Annotated in this window: 13 protein-coding genes and 2 pseudogenes; 9 read left to right on the top strand and 6 right to left on the bottom strand. The window is 40.4% G+C overall.

The features are described from left to right. Positions 1 to 118 precede the first annotated feature (118 nt). On the top strand, positions 119 to 589 hold the full coding sequence (locus tag H6G97_RS13270; protein ID WP_190941056.1) for a GAF domain-containing protein: 471 nt from the start codon (positions 119 to 121) through the stop codon (positions 587 to 589). Positions 590 to 716: 127 nt separating this feature from the next. Here H6G97_RS13270 and H6G97_RS13265 read toward each other — a convergent pair whose 3' ends face one another. Continuing rightward, a complete protein-coding gene (locus H6G97_RS13265) occupies positions 717 to 1,535 on the bottom strand; it encodes a DNA adenine methylase (RefSeq protein ID WP_190941055.1) in 819 nt (272 codons plus the stop codon). A gap of 337 nt (positions 1,536 to 1,872) precedes the next feature. On the opposite strand from H6G97_RS13265, the gene H6G97_RS13260 reads away from it, so the two are divergent. Both H6G97_RS13260 and H6G97_RS13255 read left to right on the top strand, forming a co-directional pair. After that, a complete protein-coding gene (locus H6G97_RS13260; RefSeq protein ID WP_190941054.1) occupies positions 1,873 to 2,598 on the top strand; it encodes a cytochrome b/b6 domain-containing protein in 726 nt (241 codons plus the stop codon). A gap of 168 nt (positions 2,599 to 2,766) precedes the next feature. Continuing rightward, positions 2,767 to 2,946 carry a high light inducible protein gene (locus H6G97_RS13255; protein ID WP_109008463.1) on the top strand — a complete coding sequence of 60 codons (180 nt, stop codon included), beginning with the start codon at positions 2,767 to 2,769 and terminating at the stop codon, positions 2,944 to 2,946. Positions 2,947 to 3,031: 85 nt separating this feature from the next. Here H6G97_RS13255 and H6G97_RS13250 read toward each other — a convergent pair whose 3' ends face one another. The 4 genes from H6G97_RS13250 to H6G97_RS13235 form a co-directional block, all read right to left on the bottom strand. After that, positions 3,032 to 4,123, bottom strand: a complete 1,092-nt coding sequence (locus H6G97_RS13250) for a hypothetical protein (RefSeq protein ID WP_190941053.1) — start codon at positions 4,121 to 4,123, stop codon at positions 3,032 to 3,034. A gap of 151 nt (positions 4,124 to 4,274) precedes the next feature. Then, a complete protein-coding gene (locus H6G97_RS13245) occupies positions 4,275 to 7,250 on the bottom strand; it encodes an acetate and sugar kinases/Hsc70/actin family protein (protein ID WP_242054917.1) in 2,976 nt (991 codons plus the stop codon). Between the two features lie 219 nt (positions 7,251 to 7,469). After that, the gene (locus tag H6G97_RS13240; RefSeq protein ID WP_190941052.1) at positions 7,470 to 8,279 is read right to left on the bottom strand and encodes an Rpn family recombination-promoting nuclease/putative transposase; all 810 of its coding nucleotides are present in this window, start codon (positions 8,277 to 8,279) and stop codon (positions 7,470 to 7,472) included. 52 nt (positions 8,280 to 8,331) lie between these two features. Then, positions 8,332 to 10,872 (bottom strand): P-loop NTPase family protein, encoded by a 2,541-nt coding sequence (locus tag H6G97_RS13235; RefSeq protein ID WP_190941051.1) that lies wholly within the window; start codon positions 10,870 to 10,872, stop codon positions 8,332 to 8,334. Between the two features lie 809 nt (positions 10,873 to 11,681). Here H6G97_RS13235 and H6G97_RS52415 point away from each other — a divergent pair. From H6G97_RS52415 to H6G97_RS13220, 3 genes and pseudogenes are all read left to right on the top strand, one after another. Beyond that, the gene (locus tag H6G97_RS52415) at positions 11,682 to 14,969 is read left to right on the top strand and encodes a PAS domain S-box protein (RefSeq protein WP_338421685.1); all 3,288 of its coding nucleotides are present in this window, start codon (positions 11,682 to 11,684) and stop codon (positions 14,967 to 14,969) included. Positions 14,970 to 15,347: 378 nt separating this feature from the next. Then, on the top strand, positions 15,348 to 16,070 hold the full coding sequence (locus H6G97_RS13225; protein WP_190941050.1) for a cyclase family protein: 723 nt from the start codon (positions 15,348 to 15,350) through the stop codon (positions 16,068 to 16,070). Between the two features lie 179 nt (positions 16,071 to 16,249). Then, a pseudogene (locus H6G97_RS13220) lies at positions 16,250 to 16,414 on the top strand (aldehyde dehydrogenase family protein); the annotation flags it as partial. Between the two features lie 50 nt (positions 16,415 to 16,464). Here the strand turns inward: H6G97_RS13220 and H6G97_RS52410 are convergent. Next, positions 16,465 to 16,609 (bottom strand): annotated as a pseudogene (locus tag H6G97_RS52410) (cupin); the annotation flags it as partial. 156 nt (positions 16,610 to 16,765) lie between these two features. Between H6G97_RS52410 and H6G97_RS13215 the strand changes: the two are divergent. The 3 genes from H6G97_RS13215 to H6G97_RS13205 all read left to right on the top strand — a co-directional run bounded on the left by H6G97_RS13215 (position 16,766) and on the right by H6G97_RS13205 (position 19,298). Continuing rightward, positions 16,766 to 17,476: a TIGR04283 family arsenosugar biosynthesis glycosyltransferase gene (locus H6G97_RS13215; RefSeq protein WP_190941049.1), complete on the top strand. Its 711-nt coding sequence runs from the start codon at positions 16,766 to 16,768 to the stop codon at positions 17,474 to 17,476. A 321-nt stretch (positions 17,477 to 17,797) separates the two neighbouring features. Further along, complete coding sequence (locus H6G97_RS13210) at positions 17,798 to 18,556, top strand: TVP38/TMEM64 family protein (protein WP_190941048.1); 759 nt, start codon at positions 17,798 to 17,800, stop codon at positions 18,554 to 18,556. After that, a complete protein-coding gene (locus H6G97_RS13205) occupies positions 18,525 to 19,298 on the top strand; it encodes a TVP38/TMEM64 family protein (protein WP_190941047.1) in 774 nt (257 codons plus the stop codon). The genes H6G97_RS13210 and H6G97_RS13205 overlap by 32 nt, the downstream gene beginning before the upstream one ends. The last annotated feature ends 208 nt before the right edge of the window (positions 19,299 to 19,506 follow it).

Raw genomic sequence — 19,506 nt, 5'->3', positions numbered from 1 at the left:
GGTCTGGGGAAAGGTTAAAGGGGAAAGGGAAAGGGTTTAAATTTACAAGATTAGTTTTGCTAAGTGAATTTTCCTAACTACTTTCGGCATTGATGATAAAACTTCATATCCTTGGACTATGACTTCAGCTACCAAACCTATTTTTGATACCCTGGCTGACAAAGAGTCTGCCATCGACTGGAACCAGCTACTGACCGAAATCCTGGCCGCTTTTGACTGCTCTACAGGTACCATCCATACATTGGTTCAGGACAGCCAGTTATTGCACCTAAAGGCTTACCGGGGTATTCCCGAATTCCTCTTGCCTAAAATGACTGTAATTCCCATTGGCAAAGGAATGGCCGGTATCGCCGCCGAACGCAAGCGTCCCGTACAGATTTGCAACCTGCAAACCGACGAATCGGGATTGGTTAAACCCTCAGCAAAAGAAACTAAGGTAGAAGGCTCTATCACAGTGCCGCTTATGCTGAATGGCCGATTGCATGGTACTTTGGGCATTGCCAAGCCGATTCCCTACGAATTTACTCCCGAAGAGGAAGGGACACTGATGGAGATTGGAGAAGCCATTAGTCGGAAAATCGTTAGTTAACAGGAGTAGCTAAACGGTTGCCTGACTTACTTATGCGTCCCTTGTTTACGAATTTTTTTATGGCACAGACTCTCTCGCAGATGGTATCGCTGGGTGCGCGACTAACTTATCATGAAAAGCAAAACGTTCAACAAAGTTTAACTTCGTAATTAGTAATGAATAGCTCTTTTCCTTTAGCCGCACTGCTCTGCTTATAGTTATTCATCCCGTACTGTAATTCCCACTCTGAGATGTTAGCCCATTGAAAACTTTCTCGAATTTGCTGTGAGTTGTCGTAGGTAATTAACCAGCGATGATGACACTGTTGCAAAAGGTCAGCAAATCTCTGATGCTCAAAAGAAGTGTGCAAGTCACCATCTTTACCATACAGCTTTGATTTGGTAGCGTTAAAATATGGTGGATCTAAAAATAAAAATACATCTTCTCCTTTTAGTTTTAATAAATGGCTATAATCTAAATTAGTAATTTCAACGTTTTTCGATAATATATTTTCTAACTTTTCAAGTCGTTCTATAGAAGAATAAGTAAATCTTTTATGGAAAGCTTCTTGTGAAAAGCCACCTGATTCTACAGTTCCTGAAAAAGTAATTCTATTAAGTACGAAAAACCGAACTGCTCTTTCTAAATCAGATAAATTATTGATATTTAGATTAGTTAATTCTATAAAGAGTAATTTACCATCTGTGTATTTTACTTTAATATGGCGAATTTGTTGAACTAAGTTAGATATGTCAGATTGTGCAAACTTCCAGAACAAGAATAGTTCGCGGTTTAAATCGTTAATCCAAATCTTGATATGAGGAAATTTTTGTCTTAAATAAATGAATACAGAACCACCACCCACAAAAGGTTCTCGAAATTCCGAAAAGCTCTCTGGTAAATATTCGACTATTTGATTTATTGCTTTTGATTTTCCACCAGGATATCGGAGAGGACTTTTAATCATAACTAGGATTATAATGTTTAAAATTTGCTGGATATTTATTTTTTAAGTTTATGATTATTATGAGCTTATAAAGTTAATACGGTTGGGTTAAGCATTTTTTTTCTCTTCTCTCTGTTTCCTCTATGCCTCTGTGGTAGCCTGCGGCAAGCCATTTCGAGTCTACGTTAAAAATTTGACTTTGATAAAAAACTTTAGCCTTAACCCAAGCGTATTGCTTTTAAAGCTAGTTTTTTGATAATTGCTTTTTGTGTTGTATTAAAATTTTAATATTAACTTTTAACAAGTATTCTAGGTCTTCTAGAAATTTTTCTGAAGTAAGCTATTAAAGATGATTGTTATGCCCCGTTCTGCACATTATCAACCTTTGTTATTGCGAATTCTTCACAGCGCGAGTGGAATTTTAGTTATAGCGGCAATTATTACCGGATTTCTGGTTTATAACACATACGATCGCCGATTTGGTAAAATACCATTTCCTCAAATCGCGGATATTCAAGGCATTCACGGCACTTTTGCTTTATTTTTCTTGCTTCTTCTACCAGCTTTTGCTCTCTACAGCTTTCATGCTGGACAAAAGCGCTTGCTCCAATCTGATTCTTTACGGCAACTAACCCAGGTTGGCAGGCCGATTTGGTGGGTTAGCTTGCAACGTCTGGCAAATACTCTCATGCTCATCGCCGCTGTTTTGGCTGTTAATTCTGGCAGGATGATGAAGGAAGAGTGGCTTCCCACATTGCAGCTACATCATATTTGGTACTCTCTCCACCTTTGCGCCTGGGTTGTCATGGTTTGCTGTGTGGCAATTCATGTTTTAATGTCTACCAAGGTGGGTGGTGCGCCGTTGTTACTCTCCATTTTCTCATGGAAGTTTCGCCCAGAAGATAGTCCTGCTAAATGGTCTAGTCGTTTTCGTGGGTGGTTGAGTAATTCCGCTAACTTCGGTGCGCTAAAGAATAATTTTATGCAAAACAATTTTTCCCTGAGAATTATTGAGGTGATTGTGTTGTGTGGAATCTTCACAGCATTTATCTTACCTGTATTTTTTCCCGGTAGTGAGTCATAGGTAATTCGCTGTTGCTAGTTCGCCGTTGTGTATCGCAAACCTGTTAAGATAAAACTACGTACCCGTAATATCTATAAATAAAGTTTATGTTGCATTTCCGTAAAAACCTGTTACATTACTTTACAGGCAGTGATAACTGTTACAACATAAAAGCTCGGAGTATTATTTATGGCAGACGTTAAGAAGACTACGGCTTCGGTTCCAGAAGATCCTAATGCTTTGCGCTGGGGCTTCACTCCTCAGAGCGAAAACTGGAACGGTCGTTTTGCAATGATTGGTTTTTTATCTGCCGTTGCACTTGAAGTGTTTTCTGGTCAAGGGATTTTACACTTCTGGGGCATTTTATAGATTTAAACGTTTTTACCTTCATTAGATAATCAGGCTAGGCAGCGATTTATAAAATCGTCTGCCTTTGCTTTAGCAGAGAATTCTCTTACCGTGATGAGCGAAATATTACACGGCCCGGAGATTCTTCCTGATTAATTCGTGCATATACTCGAAGACAAGTTAAGACTTCGCCAGGAATACCACCACAGTCTAGTTGTAAGTCATCCTTAGATAAAGCACATATATCTGCGTAAAGTCCCGATAATTGGCGAATTCGCACTTCGTTACCTGCATTAATGGCTTGATCGGTGACTTTCTTCAGGATACGTCGTGATTCGTGTTGCAACTTTCCCCACCAAGAATAGCGTTCAGCTGGTGGTATGAATATTAGAGAATGTATCGCTTCGTCCATGTCAATCCAGGCACGCAGATTTAATAGAGAGTCGGTATTTTCCTCCGCTTTAAGGGTGCGTTGGAAGCGATCGCTCAAAGCCTCAATGTATTGATGTCGCTGTTCTGGTTTGGAGTGTAAAGAAATGACATCAAAGCTAAAAACGCTTTTTAAAGCATGATGTAAATCTGGATCGATTTCAATAAATTTTATATATAAATGTAGAAATCCCGCTAATAAATCAGATATATTACCTTGGGGAACTTGAGAATTTAAAAGTGCTTGTTGAGATAAGCTCAATCCCTGAGTTTGAACAGTGCCACTAAGTCCGGGGTAGATAATTTCATCGCGGATAAAGGGAAGTTGATAGAGATTAGAATTATCTGCGATCGCACCAACTTGTTCAGCTAAATCTAAGGTGCGTTGTTGCCAAGATGCAGCTAAATCTTCTGGTAATCGCAGCAGTTTGCCTTGAATTTCATTCCACAAATCAGAATCTGTTTGGCTTTGGAGTTGAGAATTACCCAGATAATAACTAAGTTCTGAGTCAGAATTAAAAGCTTCTCGGAGGTGACAGAGTTTTAACTCATTTGGCGCATCTTCCCAACCAGTATTTTGCTGTGGCGGTGCAGGTTGCAACAGGAGATGAAGTTCTTGCAGCACCTCATCGCACACCTTGGCTCCTGGATCTAGTGGAAATTCTACGCGAGCCTGATTTAGAGTAGCCTCTAGTCCATACAAACTAAACCGCAGTAACTGGGCTAACTCTGAGTTTTCTATCTCTAATAATTGACGCAAGTGCTGCATGAATCTGTTACTTGATATGTGATTTGTAGCGAATTAAACTTGCAAACCTTTGCGTTCCTCTGCGCTAACCTTTGCGCTCCTCTGCGTTGAAAAAGTTAAGATTTTTAAACGCAAAGGGGCGCAAAGTAAACGCAGAGGTTTGATGCAAGAGTTAATGTATACCGCAAAATGGATCGCGTTCTTTATCAACTTCATTAGGCTGCAATTCTAATTCAGCACGATAAACACATCCTTCTTCCTTCAGGCATTCTTGATTTTGTGATGTCCAGTAAGGCACTTCACCAGCGTGCATCCGCAGAATGCCTTGATCGTCTAGAGTTACACGATATTGGCAAGGGTAATCTGTTGTTACATCTGGTTTGCTGAGTGCGCCAATTCTTATCCATTTTTTACTGTTGCTTTCGGCATCTGTTTGGTAAATGTAGAAAGTGTGTTGGCCAGTTTGCGGGAAGGGAGGTAAGGGATTACTAATTAACCCGATTCCTGGTTGCGTCGCGCCATCGTGTAGATAGTGAAATTTTTGGAACAATTTACTACCATCATTTCCTACTTCAAATACAAGATGATAAGCATCTGGTTGATCAACAGTTGCAGACTCAAGAACATTGATAGCAATGTCACCATCATTTAAATCTTTATTGAAGCCTTCCACAGCAATATTCCAGTTCAATTTACCATCAGCAAATAGTGATGATTTTTCGGAAACTACCGATTCTAAATCAATACCAGGAATATCAATTAAATAATGGGGATTTCCTTGACAAAACAACACACTAAATTCAAGTGTTTGGTCAATTTCAAACTGAACTTTTATTTTTTTCAGAAACTCAGCTTCTTGCATTCCCAGTTTATTCATGAGGTTTTTGCCGTCGAAGCTACCCCATAATCGTAAATCTCCATCCTCGTAGTCTTGACGGTAAATAATATTAGTTAATTGAATTCCTTGCCATGCAGTACGTACCTTGGCAACACTTTCCCAAGGTGCTAGTTGATAGAGTTCTTGCCCAGCCTTGAATATGGTTAGCAAATCGTTACTTTGGGTTTTGCGTTTGAAGTTACAGGGCAAATAATAAAACAGGTTTTTAACATCGATTTCTAACTGGTTGGCTCCCTTACGTAACAAGCTTTTAGACTCTTCTGGATCGAATCTCAATCTTCGTAGTTTTTCGGCATAACAAGCACCTGCTGAGGTCGCTAACTTGGTAAATTCCAGCACAAAGGTAATCCGTTCTGGATTCCAGACAAAATATGGAGACTTACTAAATTCTTGGTAGATTTGGCGCTGCACTATGTCTAAATTACAAGTTTTACCAGACAAAATTAACCAATCAACTTTTTGGGAATTCCAAGAATCTTTGGTGATATCATCGGGACGCAAACGACTTTCCATTAATCCCTTGGCAATGCCGATCGCTTCTTTAATTCCCGAAGCGGCGGCTCGTTCAAATTGCTGGTTATCTAGGGTGACACTGATGCTATTGGGATCTTTGACTTGGAATTTGACGGCGCTTTGGGTGAGCAGTTCGGAAATTTGTTGCTCAGAAAGTGTGAAGGTTAATAGGGAATTTTCGGCTAGTGGCTTTTGCCCAAGTTTAAGTTTAGCTGCTTCTGCATGATCCCAGAGAATATAAAAAGATTGTAGGCGTTGAGGTGCTTGTTGCCAACGGGTAGGCAATACTTTCTCGGCAGTATCTAAGGCATCTTTGTAAGCAATATCACCTTCTGGATTCTCTCTATCTATACATTTTAAAAGACTGCCAGTTTTGAATTTACCTTGTTCTAAGAAGCGCTCGTTTAACTCTGAGTTAATTAAATCTTCTAACTTTTCATTTTCTATATTACCTGTTGTTACTGCTGTCAATAGAAAGTCTGCGATCACAACTTTTAATAATCTAAAAATTCGCAGTGTAATTAACTCACCGCCTAACTGTAAATGACCAGATGAACCTAATAGTTTTGGAGTGAGTTTATAATAACGTCCTCCTAAACCTCGGTCTTCATAATCGGCAAAAGTAGGAGTTTTATCTTCTAAAGTCAGTTCAATTAAAGCTAAGTCTGTGGTTCCCCCGCCAATATCCAGAACGAGAACATTTTGTGACCATTTGTTTCCTGCTTGGCGACAACGAGTTTTGAATGACTCAATACCAATGTTGAGATTACCACCAAATTCTCGCCATAAAAAAAATATCGCTACAGAAACGGCTTCATCATAAGCAGTTTGCACATCATCGATGCCCAACTGCTCAACCAGTTCCTTAACTTCCTTGCGAACAACTGGTGGGGCGACAGTGGGGTAGGTGACAACTGCTGTTAAAAAATCTCCTTCTGAAAACCTGCGTTGGGCGCGTTGGCGGTAGTCTTCAGTTAACTCGATTAAATGCGCCCAAGCAGATTGGATCAGTTCGTTAGCGGTAATTAATTCTTCTTCACCATCCAAAATCACTGGAAACAAACGATCTTGACCAAAATAGCGTTTGGGTGAATGGTGAAATCTGCTGATAATTTCCTTTAAAGAACCGCTTGTACCTTGAGCGATCACTTTTTTTCGGTTATCTCTAGCTTCCCTACCCATTCGCAGTTTTAAGTCTCCTAAGTGCGAAATTTCCGACTCGCTGGGAATTTCCGTATCGCGGCGATCGATATCCAGCACAACTGGGATCAAATTTTGCGATTCTAGAGTAGGGACGCGGAACACCTCATGATAGATTTGGTAAAGTTTTTTGCTGACAGCACGCCGGAATCTCTCGCTGTTTCCTAAAGAAAGCTCAATTTGGCGAATTGCTTCTAAAAATCGCTCTTTATTGTCAGTTTCAAAGACTTCAGTCAATCGGCTGGGTTCTATCTCCAGATTTTTGCTAATTTCTACAATAAACTTTTCCCAATCATCATCGCTGACATCTGGTAAAGCTACTGAGGCGGGAGCACTTAGCCATTCTGATAAGCGATCGCGCAACCGCATTTCCTGTTCTTTTGGCAGAATTTCTGCGATCGGTACTTCAATTGGATCAAAGAGTGTAACTGTCGAATTTGATGTACCAAAATCTAAAGCAAACCATCCCGGAAATCTTTTTTGTTGTTTCTCGCTTGGTTCTTGCTCACTATATTTGTTGAGTTGAAAAGGGTTCATTATACTATCACTTTCTGTTGTTTGTTTTATACCTAGCTAAAAACTGTAATGTTCTATCATAAAATTACAAATTTAGAGAATCTTTGGTCTTGTACCATTGATTCTCTTTAGCACTGGCTTTTTTTATTTGGCGCGATATTTAGGTTGGACTACGCTTTTATATGAAAGGGCGTAGGCGTAGCCCAAACTAGGCGATCGCTATGAAAATTGCAGCAGTTATTAAGTTGATGTTGAAGATTCTTGCTCAGTTGCAAGTCTTACTTGTTCGATGGTTAAACTAAGTAACTGGGCAACATCTTCCATTGACATACCACGAGCTAAGAACTGAGGTACAAGTTCAAGCTTTAGTTCTTCTCGTCCTTCTTCTCGTCCCTCTTGTTTAGCTTCTTGATAAACTCTAGTTTCTTCTAACTTAACTCCTAACATTGCCTCTACCTCTTCACGACTTAACTTGGCAAATTTATAAACTGCGATTGTTGTGATTACATCTATTATCTCCTCCTTCGCTAAGACAGTTATCTGTTCTTGTTGCACCCGCTCAATTAAACGTTTCGCTTCCTGCACCATTTGAGTCTCTGAGGCAATAGTTAACTGCATCAAGCTGATACCTATTTTTTGCTCATCAGGACTACCTAACTCATCTAAATAAATCCGTTGTACTTGGGAACTGTTCAGTAGCGATCTATGAATAGTAGTGTTTTCCGGTTCCAAGCTGCGAGACTGTAAAATAATTACCCCGTACCAGTCATCGTAAAGTGATGGGTTACGATACATATACAGCATGGATTCTGAGAAAAAGCGATGGTATAGTAACTCATCCTTTTGGAATTGTACCTCAGCAAAAAAGATCATCTGAGATGTTGCATCAGGTGGAGGTAAAAATACCCCATCAATCCAAAATGTTGGTTCTTTAACTTCAACTGACTCAAAACGATAGCTAGCAGCTTCGGCTGGTGGCTGTTCTACTAACTCAAAAAATAATCCTGGCACACGCTTGAAAATTGCATAAAAAATTGCATCCCGTCTCACAAATACATCCTCATAACTGTAGCGATCGCAACCAGCGATTTTCTCAGTTGGCTTATTTCAAATTATCTAAGTAAGAAACAGCAGCAAGTTCTGAAATAATCTGCAACCAAGTAGGAATTACGATCTCAGATGGCAAGTCTCCAGCCGCCAAATATCTCAGCAAAGTTTCTTTTTTTGAAAGGTTTTGCAAACTAGGAATAATTTGATCCAAAATGCCTTCTAGTTCGGAATTAATTTGCTGATTAACTTCGTTAACATACTGCACAAGATGGAGGCTGGCACTGGCAGTAATTTCATCTCGCAGTCGCAGTACTAAAAGTTGGTGATTACTCGATCTCGGTAAACCTTGGCTTTTCTCTGGTGCCCAATCAAAAATTTGACCAACGTTGTGTTTATCGTCTTTACGTGCTAAGGGAAAGATAATTTCAGGTGCAACAGTTTTGTCTTTACTAGTGATTTCCGAGATGATTGCTTCTTTCCATTCGTTAGGATCGCATCCTAGTAATAATTTGTAAAAGAGATCGGCATCTTCAAAACCAAATTTTTCTTCGATTTCTTGTTCCATTTCTGGATGAAAAAATGCCTGCAATTGTTCGCGTTCTGGAGCTATATAATTTGATAATTGGTTCAACAAATCCACTACTGCTTGATGGATGCGATCGCGGGCAAAATCTTCTACTTCTTTAACGGTTTTCTCAAATACTGGATAAAAATCATCGCTTTTAGTTGGAATAGAAGTATTTACGCGGTTTCCACGATCAAATAATTTCCCGGCTGCACCTTTAGATTCTGCCAGAGCGATCGCTCCATTATTGGCTTTATTGAAGAGTAGAGTCCACTGGTTCCAATTGAGAATTCTAAAAGTGAGTTCGTCTTTAACTACATCGCTAACGACAACACCGCGCCGATCTTTGAGTGGTTCTTTTCCTATCTCTTTTTGGAAATTTCTGTAGATTTTATCTAAGCTTTCAACCACAAAGCGCAACTCAAGAAAAGCGGGGCTATCCCCTGTGGGAATGCCTTGCTCGTGAATTTCATCTATGATGTCTTTCAAGTGATCTTGTTGCTGACTCACCACATCAGCAGCTCTGCGAGTATCTTCATACAGCTGCTTCAAACCATGAGTAGCTACGTGGGTTTGAATCAATTCCCGCAGCTTACTAAGTCCGCCATCTTGACTAAAGTAACCCAACTGTCTGCCCAAATAGCTACGGGTGTTAGATTCTATCAACCGTTCACTTAATAGCTCCCATTTCTGTTGTAGCCGTTTAGACCTGTCTAGGTAATCAGGATAGTCTAAGTTAGCTAAAAACTCTGGTGAGCCAGCTTTGACTGTAGTAGAACGTTTTGCTAATTCAGCCAATCCCAACAGTGGCGACAGTAAAACGATGCGGTCTTTTTGGGTTGTAAATGCTGCTGCACCGTCAATGGTAGTTTGCAGAACTTTGAGTTTTTGGAGAACCGTTTCCTCTTCTAAATGGCTATCTTCAATCAGTTGGTCAAGTTCTCTTTCGCCACCTTCGCTATCTAGGGGTAGTTGATCGAAACGACCCACAGCTACGAGAATTAAATCTTTTAGGTCTTGTCCCGGTCGCTGCTGCTGCATCATGGTAAAGATTTTGTTGGCGCGATCGCTCCCAGGAGATTTACCATTTAGCAGTACCAAAATTGTTTGTACTTCTGCCAATTCTCGCAGTGACAAAAAGGTATCCCTAGCCCCAGAATTAGCAGCCCCCAACCCCGGAAAGTCGATGAGAATAAATTTCGCTGCACCTGCAAAATCCCAAATTTCTCGTGAGATTTTCACATCGATATCTACGCGGCGAATAAGTGGGAAACTGTTTTGTAATAACTTTGTTGGCAGCCTCTGGGGTGGACTTGGTAATCGGATGTGCGCTGGAGGTAAATCCTCAAATTTCAGAGTTTGGATTGCCATTGGCTGCTCGACTAGCTGTAGCCCCTCACGGGCGGTGATAGCATCAATCTGGTAGTGCCCGCCACACATAACTTCCCCATAAGCTTGATAAGCCCGCAGGAACAATACCAACTCCCGGAGTAAATAACGTAGCTCTAAATTGTTACTACTATTCCATGCTTCTTCACACCAGCCAATAATATCTGTGCCAGAGTTGAGTTTCGATACTGGTATAGGAGGAAGCCCCGCTGCTGTTGTCCGTTTATTGGCTTCCCCTAACATGAAGCGTAGACACTCATGCACACCTTCATGAGAAAGATACTCTACCGTAAAATTGCTTAATTGTGTAGTGGCAAAGTCATCTTGCGGTATGATGTGTATGGCGGTAACATTACCTGTAGTGGGGTTTTCGCTGACTGGCAAAGCATCTGCATATCCAATTAAACTGCCTAAAAGTAAGGTTTTCCCACTACTGAATTCCCCCATCACGCCAATTTTCACAGGCGAAGTTGCAAGGTCTACAATTTTCTGGGCGGCTGACCGCAGACGAAGAAGACAGTCATCTAGACTATCTGGAACCCAATCTTCTTGTTTAGAAGGGTACTGGGGCACAGAATCTATCTTTCGGAGGATGAATTCGCCGTACTCCTTAAAACGGCCCAGTTTATCTGGTTCCATAAAGTAGTTTCCGCCTAACATTAATTTCTGTGAGCTTTATAACATATAAAATACGATTGTCAGCCATTGTTGCAATGTGTTGATATCACATTTAGCATTTCTCTCATTTAGTTTGCAATTTTGGTATGACGCGTTTTGAACAATCAAAGTTCGTAGTAAGGACTTTAGTCGTTATTTTTTGGGCACTAAAGTTCTTACTACAAACCCTTAAAATTATCTTGACAAAATACTAGTCGCCAGCATTCTAATTTATCCTGAATTCTTCTTGATGAAAAATCAATATTTATTTGATATGAAATTAGAGATTATTGTGAAGTTATTATAAAGATGCAAGCAGTTAACAGCGAATTGTATGGTTTCCATGAAGCTAAATCGGGTTTCTGAGCAATGCAGTTACATAGTTAAGATGAATTAGCGGTTTTCCTTTGCATACAACCTCTTTCCTTTGAGTAGAGAGGCTTTGAATTTTATTTGCCAACACTACAAGGTTTGGGTTTGTTCTTGTTAGGTCTGTATTTTACTCAACCCAGAAGCGCTAATTTATAGATAATTTAAATAATAAATAAAGTTAAACAACTTCTCTGACACATAAATAGTTTAAATTTTCTCAGGAAATGCTGAAGTTAATCTTAATGATAACTTCAGCATTTTCATAATTTATTTACAGAAAAAGAGGAATTATTGCAAGTACAAAAATAAATAAAGTATTAAGATAAATAATATATCAGGATGAAGATGATATCCATTTATTAACAAATCCTATTTTCAGACTATTACCTCAATAATTTAGGCAGAGCAGGCAGGCAAAAGTGTTTTCTAAAAAGGTGCAGAGCTACATCAACCAAATCATAGTTAAAGAGGAAGAAATACAACAGGGTGGAAAAGAATTTTTCCAGTCGGCAAATACTACTTCTGTGATGATTTGGATGTCTGGATGCAATGCACTTTACTGTTATTTCAATTCCCATTGGCTGGAATTTACTGGAACACGTATAACAACAGGCGCGTCTGCATCTGCGCGAGAAGATGAGATAGGCAATATCTGGACTTGTAGCGTCCATCCAGAAGATAGACAGCGATGTAAAGATATATACCATAAAGCATTTACTGGGCATGATTCCTTCCAGAGGCAATATCGCCTGCGTCGGGCTGATGGCAAATATCACTGGATTTTAGATACAGCTGCGCCACGATTTTCCGCAGATGGTAGTTTTGTTGGTTACATCGGTTATTGCATGGATCTAACAAAAGGGCCGATAGTCGTAAGCCAACCTGTGCTAACAGAAAGCTACTCGCCATCGACAAATTCCTCTTACCACCTACGTAAAATTACAGGAAGGCAAAAAGTACTAAAGCAACTGCAAGCTGAAACTGGAAAACGCCAAGCGGCTGAAGCGCAGTTACGCCAAAAAACATCAGAATTTGCAGCGATTTTACAAGTGCTTCCTGATTTGTACTTTCGTATTGATGCTGATGGAACGATTTTGGATTACAAACAAGGATTGATGGAGAGTCTTTCTATTCTACCAGGAGATTGTCAGGGCAAGAGTTTGCGAGAATGTCTACCGCCTGCTTTAGGCGATCGCTTCCACCAAGCAATAACTCAAGTACTTGAAACTCAATATGAAGTCAGTTTTGAATATACCTTATCGCCACCAGAAGAAAACAATAATTTTGAAGCCAGATTATTACCATTACCAGAACAGCAGATCATAGTTCTTGTCCGCGATGCCAACAACAACGTCCAAGCAGCCTTAGTAGAAAGCGATGCCAAGTTCCGCAGCATTGTAGAAAACGCTAATAACATTATTTTTGCACTGACACTTGAAGGAATATTTTCTTACGTTTCTCCTAACTGGACTGAAATTTTTGGGCATGAGGTGGCAGAGGTTGAAGGCCAATCCTTTATTCCCTTTATACATCCTGACGATGTGCATATTTGTGCCAATTATTTTCAAAGAATTTTGACAACAGGCGAGAAACAAAAGGCAATTGAATATCGAGTCAAACACAAAAATGGTAGTTGGCGATGGCATACAAGCAACTCATCTGCTATTAAAGACGCTAATGGCAATGTTTTATACTTCGTTGGTATTTGCTATGACACCACTGACCGCAAAGAAGCAGAAGTAGCTTTAGCAGAACGAGCACGTTTAGCAAATTTTCGTGCTGATGTAGACGCGGCCCTTACCCAGACTGACAGCTTACAGAACATGATGCGCCGCTGCACTGACGCTTTAGTTGAACATCTTGATGCAGCTTTTGCTCGCATCTGGATACTGAACGAACAAGACAATGTATTGGAGTTGCAAGTCAGTTCTGGGATGTACACTCATATCAATGGGCCCCATAAACGTGTGCCAGTTGGTCAATTCAAAATTGGTTTGATTGCTGAAGAAGGCAAACCCCACTTAACTAACTCTGTGCAGACAGATCCCCTCGTAGGTAACAAAGAGTGGGCAAAAGAACAAGGTATGGTCGCCTTCGCTGGCTATCCCTTGATTGTCGAAGATGAAACTGTAGGGGTGATAGCCATGTTTGCCCGCCAAACTGTTACAGAATCAACTTTCACAGCACTGGAATTTGCCGCTCAAGAAATTGCCATTGGCATCAAACGCAAGCAAGGAGAAATTGCACTCAGAGAAAGCGTCCAGCGAGAAGCATTACTCAATCGTCTTTCTAATCAGATTCGAGCTTCTTTGGATCTCAATTATATTGTGAAAACCGCAGTGCAGGAGATTCACAACTTATTTCAGATCGATCGCTGTGCCTTCTTTTGGTATCGGCAAGACGTTGATATACCCTACTGGGAAAAAGTATATGAGACGAAAAGTTCCTTTTTCCCCTGTTTTCTTAACCAACAAGAAGCAACTAATGCAGAAATCGAACTAATCGCAGCCAAAACTTTGAACGGAGAAATCATTCGCATTGATGATGCTGGAACTGTGGAAGATTTCGTAGCACAGCAGTTTTTACAAGATTTTGGTTTCACTGCCTTTATGTCGCTACCCGTACACACACAATCGGGCGAAATTGGCACATTTAGTTGTGCTTATTCTAGTGGCATTCGGTCTTGGCTGAACAACGAAGTAGAATTACTGCAAGCAGTTACAGTTCAAATAGCGATCGCTATTGACCAAGCTAAACTTTACACCCAAAGTCGCATTGCTGCCCAAACCGCCCAAGATAAAGCCCAGCAACTAGAAGCGGCGCTGCGAGAACTTCAACTCACTCAAGCGCAACTGATTCAAACTGAAAAAATGTCTAGTTTAGGACAATTGGTTGCAGGTATTGCCCACGAAATTAATAATCCTGTCAATTTCATTTATGGCAATATTAGCCACGCCCGCGAGTATACTAAGGATTTGCTGCACCTAGTTGAACTTTATCAACAAAACAACTACCCACTAACACCAGAGATTGATCAACAAATCGACGACATTGATTTAGATTTTCTCAAGCAAGATTTACCCAAAATCCTAGATTCTATGAACGTGGGAGCCGAACGCATTCGGCAGATTGTCCTATCTTTACGCAATTTTTCTCGCCTTGATGAGGACGGTGCCAAGGCAGTGAATATTCATGAAGGTATAAATAGCAGCTTACTGCTGTTGCAAAATCGCCTCAAAGCCAAACCCGGACATCCTGAAATTCAAGTAATTCGAGACTACGGCAACCTACCACCAGTAATGTGTCACGCTGGACAGATGAATCAGGTGTTTATGAATCTGTTGACAAATGCGATCGATGTTTTAGAAGAGTCATTTGTCATTAGTCACTTGTCATTAGTAAACAACACTGAACAAAGGACAAATGACCAAGGACAAATGACTTCTTCCCAGATTCGCATTCGCACCCTCATCCAAAAAGACCTTGTAATCATTAGCATTGCCGACAATGGTCCAGGCATGACTGAGGAAGTACACAAACGACTATTTGACCCATTCTTCACGACAAAACCTGTGGGTAAAGGCACGGGCATGGGGCTGTCAATTAGCTACCAAATTGTTGTTCAAAAACACGGTGGGCAAATCCAGTGTATTTCAGCGCCAGGAGAAGGTGCCGAGTTTGTTGTCATGATTCCACTAAAGCAATAACCCTCAACGTAGATATTAGACATCTGATAAAAATGAATGGAGAGACGTAGCAGTTCTATGTCTCTCCAAGGGTTATGGATAACGCATATTTAATTTCTAGAGACATAATTTTAATCTTAGCTTAATCAAAAATTAACCTATTGGTTGTTAACTAAGATCAATTCGCTTTTTGCTGCAATATTTTAACCCCCTCAATAACCTAGAATTTACAGGAATTGGGGGGATTATCTCTTTTAGTATAGGAAATTAGATTGGAAAAACGTTGTAATGATAGTACTATCTTGGCGTAGGCGTTGTCCAACCCAGGCGATGTCTACGAGAGCTTGCACCTACGCACTTTAAAAAATCCCTGAGTACAAATAAATATAGAAGGCTGGGATGATACAACCCGAAAGTCAAAATAGTATCACCTACACACGCGTTATCCACCTAAGCCATGTCATTGACGTAGATATTCCCCAATGGTCTGGAGATCCTACAGTCGAATTTGAAACTGTGGCTGAATTAAATAATGATGGCTATTACCTGCGGCGTTTCTCGTTGGGGGAACATAGCGCTACCCATATCAACGCCCCTAACAGTTTTCATAGTTATGCTGTGGGAATTGACCAATATCCAGCCCAGTCGTTGGTTGTACCTGCGGTAGTCATAAATATTTGCCAAGCCACAGCAGTTAATCCTGATTATGCCTTGACTCTTGCAGATGTTTTGGCATGGGAAGAACAACACGGTGAAATTTCTGGTGGCTGCGTAGTTATACTGCATACTGGCTGGCAAAAAAAGTGGTTTGATAAAAGTGCATTCCTTAATCATGATGCTCAAGGAATTCCGCACTTTCCAGGGTTTGGCATTGATGCAACTCAATTTTTACTGGATAAACGGCACATTGCTGGGGTAGGAATTGATACTCATGGTGTTGACCCAGGACAAGATAACAGTTTTGCGATTAACCGCTTAGTTTTAGAAAAACCGCGCCTTGTGCTGGAGAATCTGACAAATTTAGATCAACTGCCAGCTAAAGGTACTACTCTAGCGATCGCACCTCTAAGATTACGTGGTGGTTCTGGTTCTCCTGTAGGAGTGTTGGCCTTCGTGCCTTAATTTTTATATTGATATTTGTTTCTTACCCCAATTTTGTCAACTTGAGGATAACCTAGAAAGCAAGCAAACTTAATACACAAGTTTCAGTAGATTATCAGCCGGAGATTTTCAAGATGACAACTCCGCTATCTTGCCGCAATTACATCAATGGGCAATGGTTGAGTGCTTGTGAAGAGATATCTATTGGCGCAGAGGTACACTTGCCCTTTGGTGGTGTGAAACAAACCGGTAACGGACACCGCGAAGCGGGAACTACTGCTTTGGATGTTTTCACAGAATGGAAAAGTATCTATGTTGATTTCTCTGGAAGTTTGCAACGCGCTCAGATAGATAACCGTAGTTAATTATTTGCAAATATACTTGGGTTAAGGAGAAGCAAGCCTTAACCCAAGTATGCCGAATAACTTCCAGGCTCTAACTTGACTAAAATTTACTCCAAAGTTTTTCAATCCGGCAAAGTTTCCTAACCGTTGTCGTATTCTTCCTGCAACTAATGGTTTGAACTCTTCAGGATAATTTGAGCTTCTTTCTGTAGGTATTTGTTAAGGGTCGATAATCATAGAATTACTAATTGGTAAATAGATTTATTGTGGATTATGCCACAAAATTTATAACAGTTGATCGGTGAGCTTTACACAGTTTATAAGCTCTGCCAGTATCTTGATTATTGATGTACCTCAATGGTTTAAAAAATTATGAATCAGAATATTGGAAGTAACAGAATTTCTATTATTATTCCAGCTATTAATGAAGTGGTAAATATCAAAGAAGCAATCGCAACTACCCAACCCAGTACAAATATAGAAGTGATTGTAGTGGATGGTGGCTCAAATGATGGCACAGTAGAAATTGCTCAGTCTTTAGGTATCAAAATTATTTCATCCCCTCCCGGTCGTGCTGTGCAAATGAACGTCGGTGCTTTAGCGGCTAGCGGTGATATTTTGTTATTTCTCCATGCGGATACTCGTTTACCCACTGGGTTCGATGAGATGATTCACACAGCACTACAACAGCCTGGGACTGTGGCTGGTGCTTTTAAGTTGCGAATTGATGCGTCACTTTTAAGTTTACGATGGGTAGAGTGGGGAGTAAATGTGCGATCGCACATTTATCAAATGCCTTATGGCGACCAAGGAATTTTTTTAACAAAAGAAGTATTTCAGCAAATAGGCGGCTTTCCCGAATTGCCTATCATGGAAGATTTTGAACTCATGCGTCGTTTAAAACGCATCGGACGCATTGTAATTATTCCCACACCAGTTATCACTTCAGCTCGTAGATGGTTACAAAAGGGAGTATTCAAAACTACGCTACTTAATCAAATAGTAATTATTGCTTACTTACTCGGCGTTTCACCTGAGCGAGTTCGTTGCTGGTATCGCCGAGAAAAATTTAACAGGCTTTAAGCTGTTTCTCATGTAGGTAGTATATCTTAGGGGCATTGGATTTGAGGTGTAAGTTTTAAAGTCGAGCCTCAGAAGGTCAAAGTCGAGCCTCAGAAGGTCAAAGTTGAACCTCAGAAGGTCAAAGTCGAGCCTCAGAAGGTCAAAGTCGAGCCTCAGAAGGTCAAAGTTAAACCTCAGAAGGTCAAAGTCGAGCCTCAGAAGGTCAAAGTTGAACCTCAGAAGGTCAAAGTCGAGCCTCAGAAGGTCAAAGTTGAACCTCAGAAGGTCAAAGTTGAACCTCAGAAGGTCAAAGTTGAACCTCAGAAGGTCAAATTTATAAAAATGAAGAAGCGTTTATTAAATTCCAAACTCAAACTACTACTCCTAAGTTGTCTCGCTGTTACTTTCATAATTGCTGCTAAACAGTTAAACTTTCAAGGACTTTTACAAACCTCAGTCATTTGGGTTGAAAGTCTAGGTGTCTTAGGGCCTATGGCCTACATAGTCATTTACAACTTAGCAACATTACTGTTTATACCGGGTTCTCTCCTAACGCTCAAAGGTGGTTGTCTATTTGGAATATTTTGGGGATCAATATATGTGCTAATTGCTGCAACAATCGGAGCAACGTTGGCTTTTATCATTGGACGCTACCTGTCACGGGATTGGGTTTCCCAACAAATGGAAAAACATCCTAAATTTAAAGCCATTGATTTAGCAGTTTCCAAAGAGGGATGGAAAATTGTCTTATTAACTCGTCTCTCTCCCGTCTTTCCCTTCAATTTATTAAATTATGCTTTTGGAGTAACACAGGTTTCTCTCAAAGACTATATATTAGGTTCCTTCGGCATTATTCCCGGTACTGTGATGTACGTTTATATTGGTTCGTTAGCTGGTAATCTTGCCATGATTAACACCTCTTCTCAACCAATTACTCTAGAAACTCAAGTCTGGCAATGGATAATGCGAGTAGTTGGGTTGATTGCTACCGTTGCTGTGACTGTATATATCACAAAAGTTGCTCAGAAAGCATTATCTCAAAGTGTGGCAATAGAAGAAATAAAAACCCATGAAAAAAACAACAATCATTCAGATATTTAAAAGTATTGATGCCAGAAACTTGCAGAAGTTTTTTAACCTAAGTATATTAACATTACTGATATTGGCGAGTATTTTCTCATTAAACACAGACCCAGCTTTGGCACAAGAATCTCCCAATCTCAATTCTTTCAATCCCCAAACAATTTTACGAAACGCCTTGCAGTGGATTGATAGCCTTGGTACAGTGGGAGCGATCGCATTTATTGCCCTTTATATTATCGCTACCGTTGCTTTTTTCCCAGGTTCTATTCTCACCTTGGGAGCTGGTGTAATTTTTGGTGTAGTTTGGGGTTCTCTTTACGTGTTTATCGGTGCAACCCTTGGCGCTACTGCTGCTTTCCTTGTGGGACGTTATTTAGCAAGAAACTGGGTTGCGAAGAAAATTGCAGATAACAAAAAATTTGCGGCGATTGACCAAGCGGTAGGTAAAGAAGGATTAAAAATTGTTCTGTTAACGCGACTATCCCCCATCTTTCCTTTCAATTTGCTCAACTATGCCTTTGGCATCACCAGAGTTTCACTTCAAGATTACTTCATCGGCTCCTTGGGTATGATTCCCGGAACCATTCTGTACGTTTATATTGGTTCTCTTGCAGGTAATCTGGCGATGATTGGCACTGAGGCTCAACCTAGCAACCCGACTTTACAATGGGTAATTCGCATCTTGGGTTTGATTGCCACTGTCGCCGTTACAGTTTATGTAACCCGGATTGCACGCAAAGCTTTAGAAGAAGAATTGTAGGGTAGCACCACTGTACAAGTTTATGTCAACTGCAAATTGCTGTAATATCATGTCCGCGTAATTAGTTATGATTCCCATAGTCATTGCACCCCACCCCGCAAGGCTACGGTGTACACACAAGTCTTTGAGAGTTGCCTCACAGCGTTTAGATCCCCCCTAACCCCCTTAAAAAAGGGGGAACCAGAGTCAAAGTCCCCCTTTTTAAGGG

Source organism: Nostoc flagelliforme FACHB-838, from assembly GCF_014698065.1.
GTDB lineage: Bacteria > Cyanobacteriota > Cyanobacteriia > Cyanobacteriales > Nostocaceae > Nostoc > Nostoc flagelliforme_B.
Note: the sequence above shows the minus strand (reverse complement) of the source record. Positions and strands in the feature narration are given on the sequence as shown.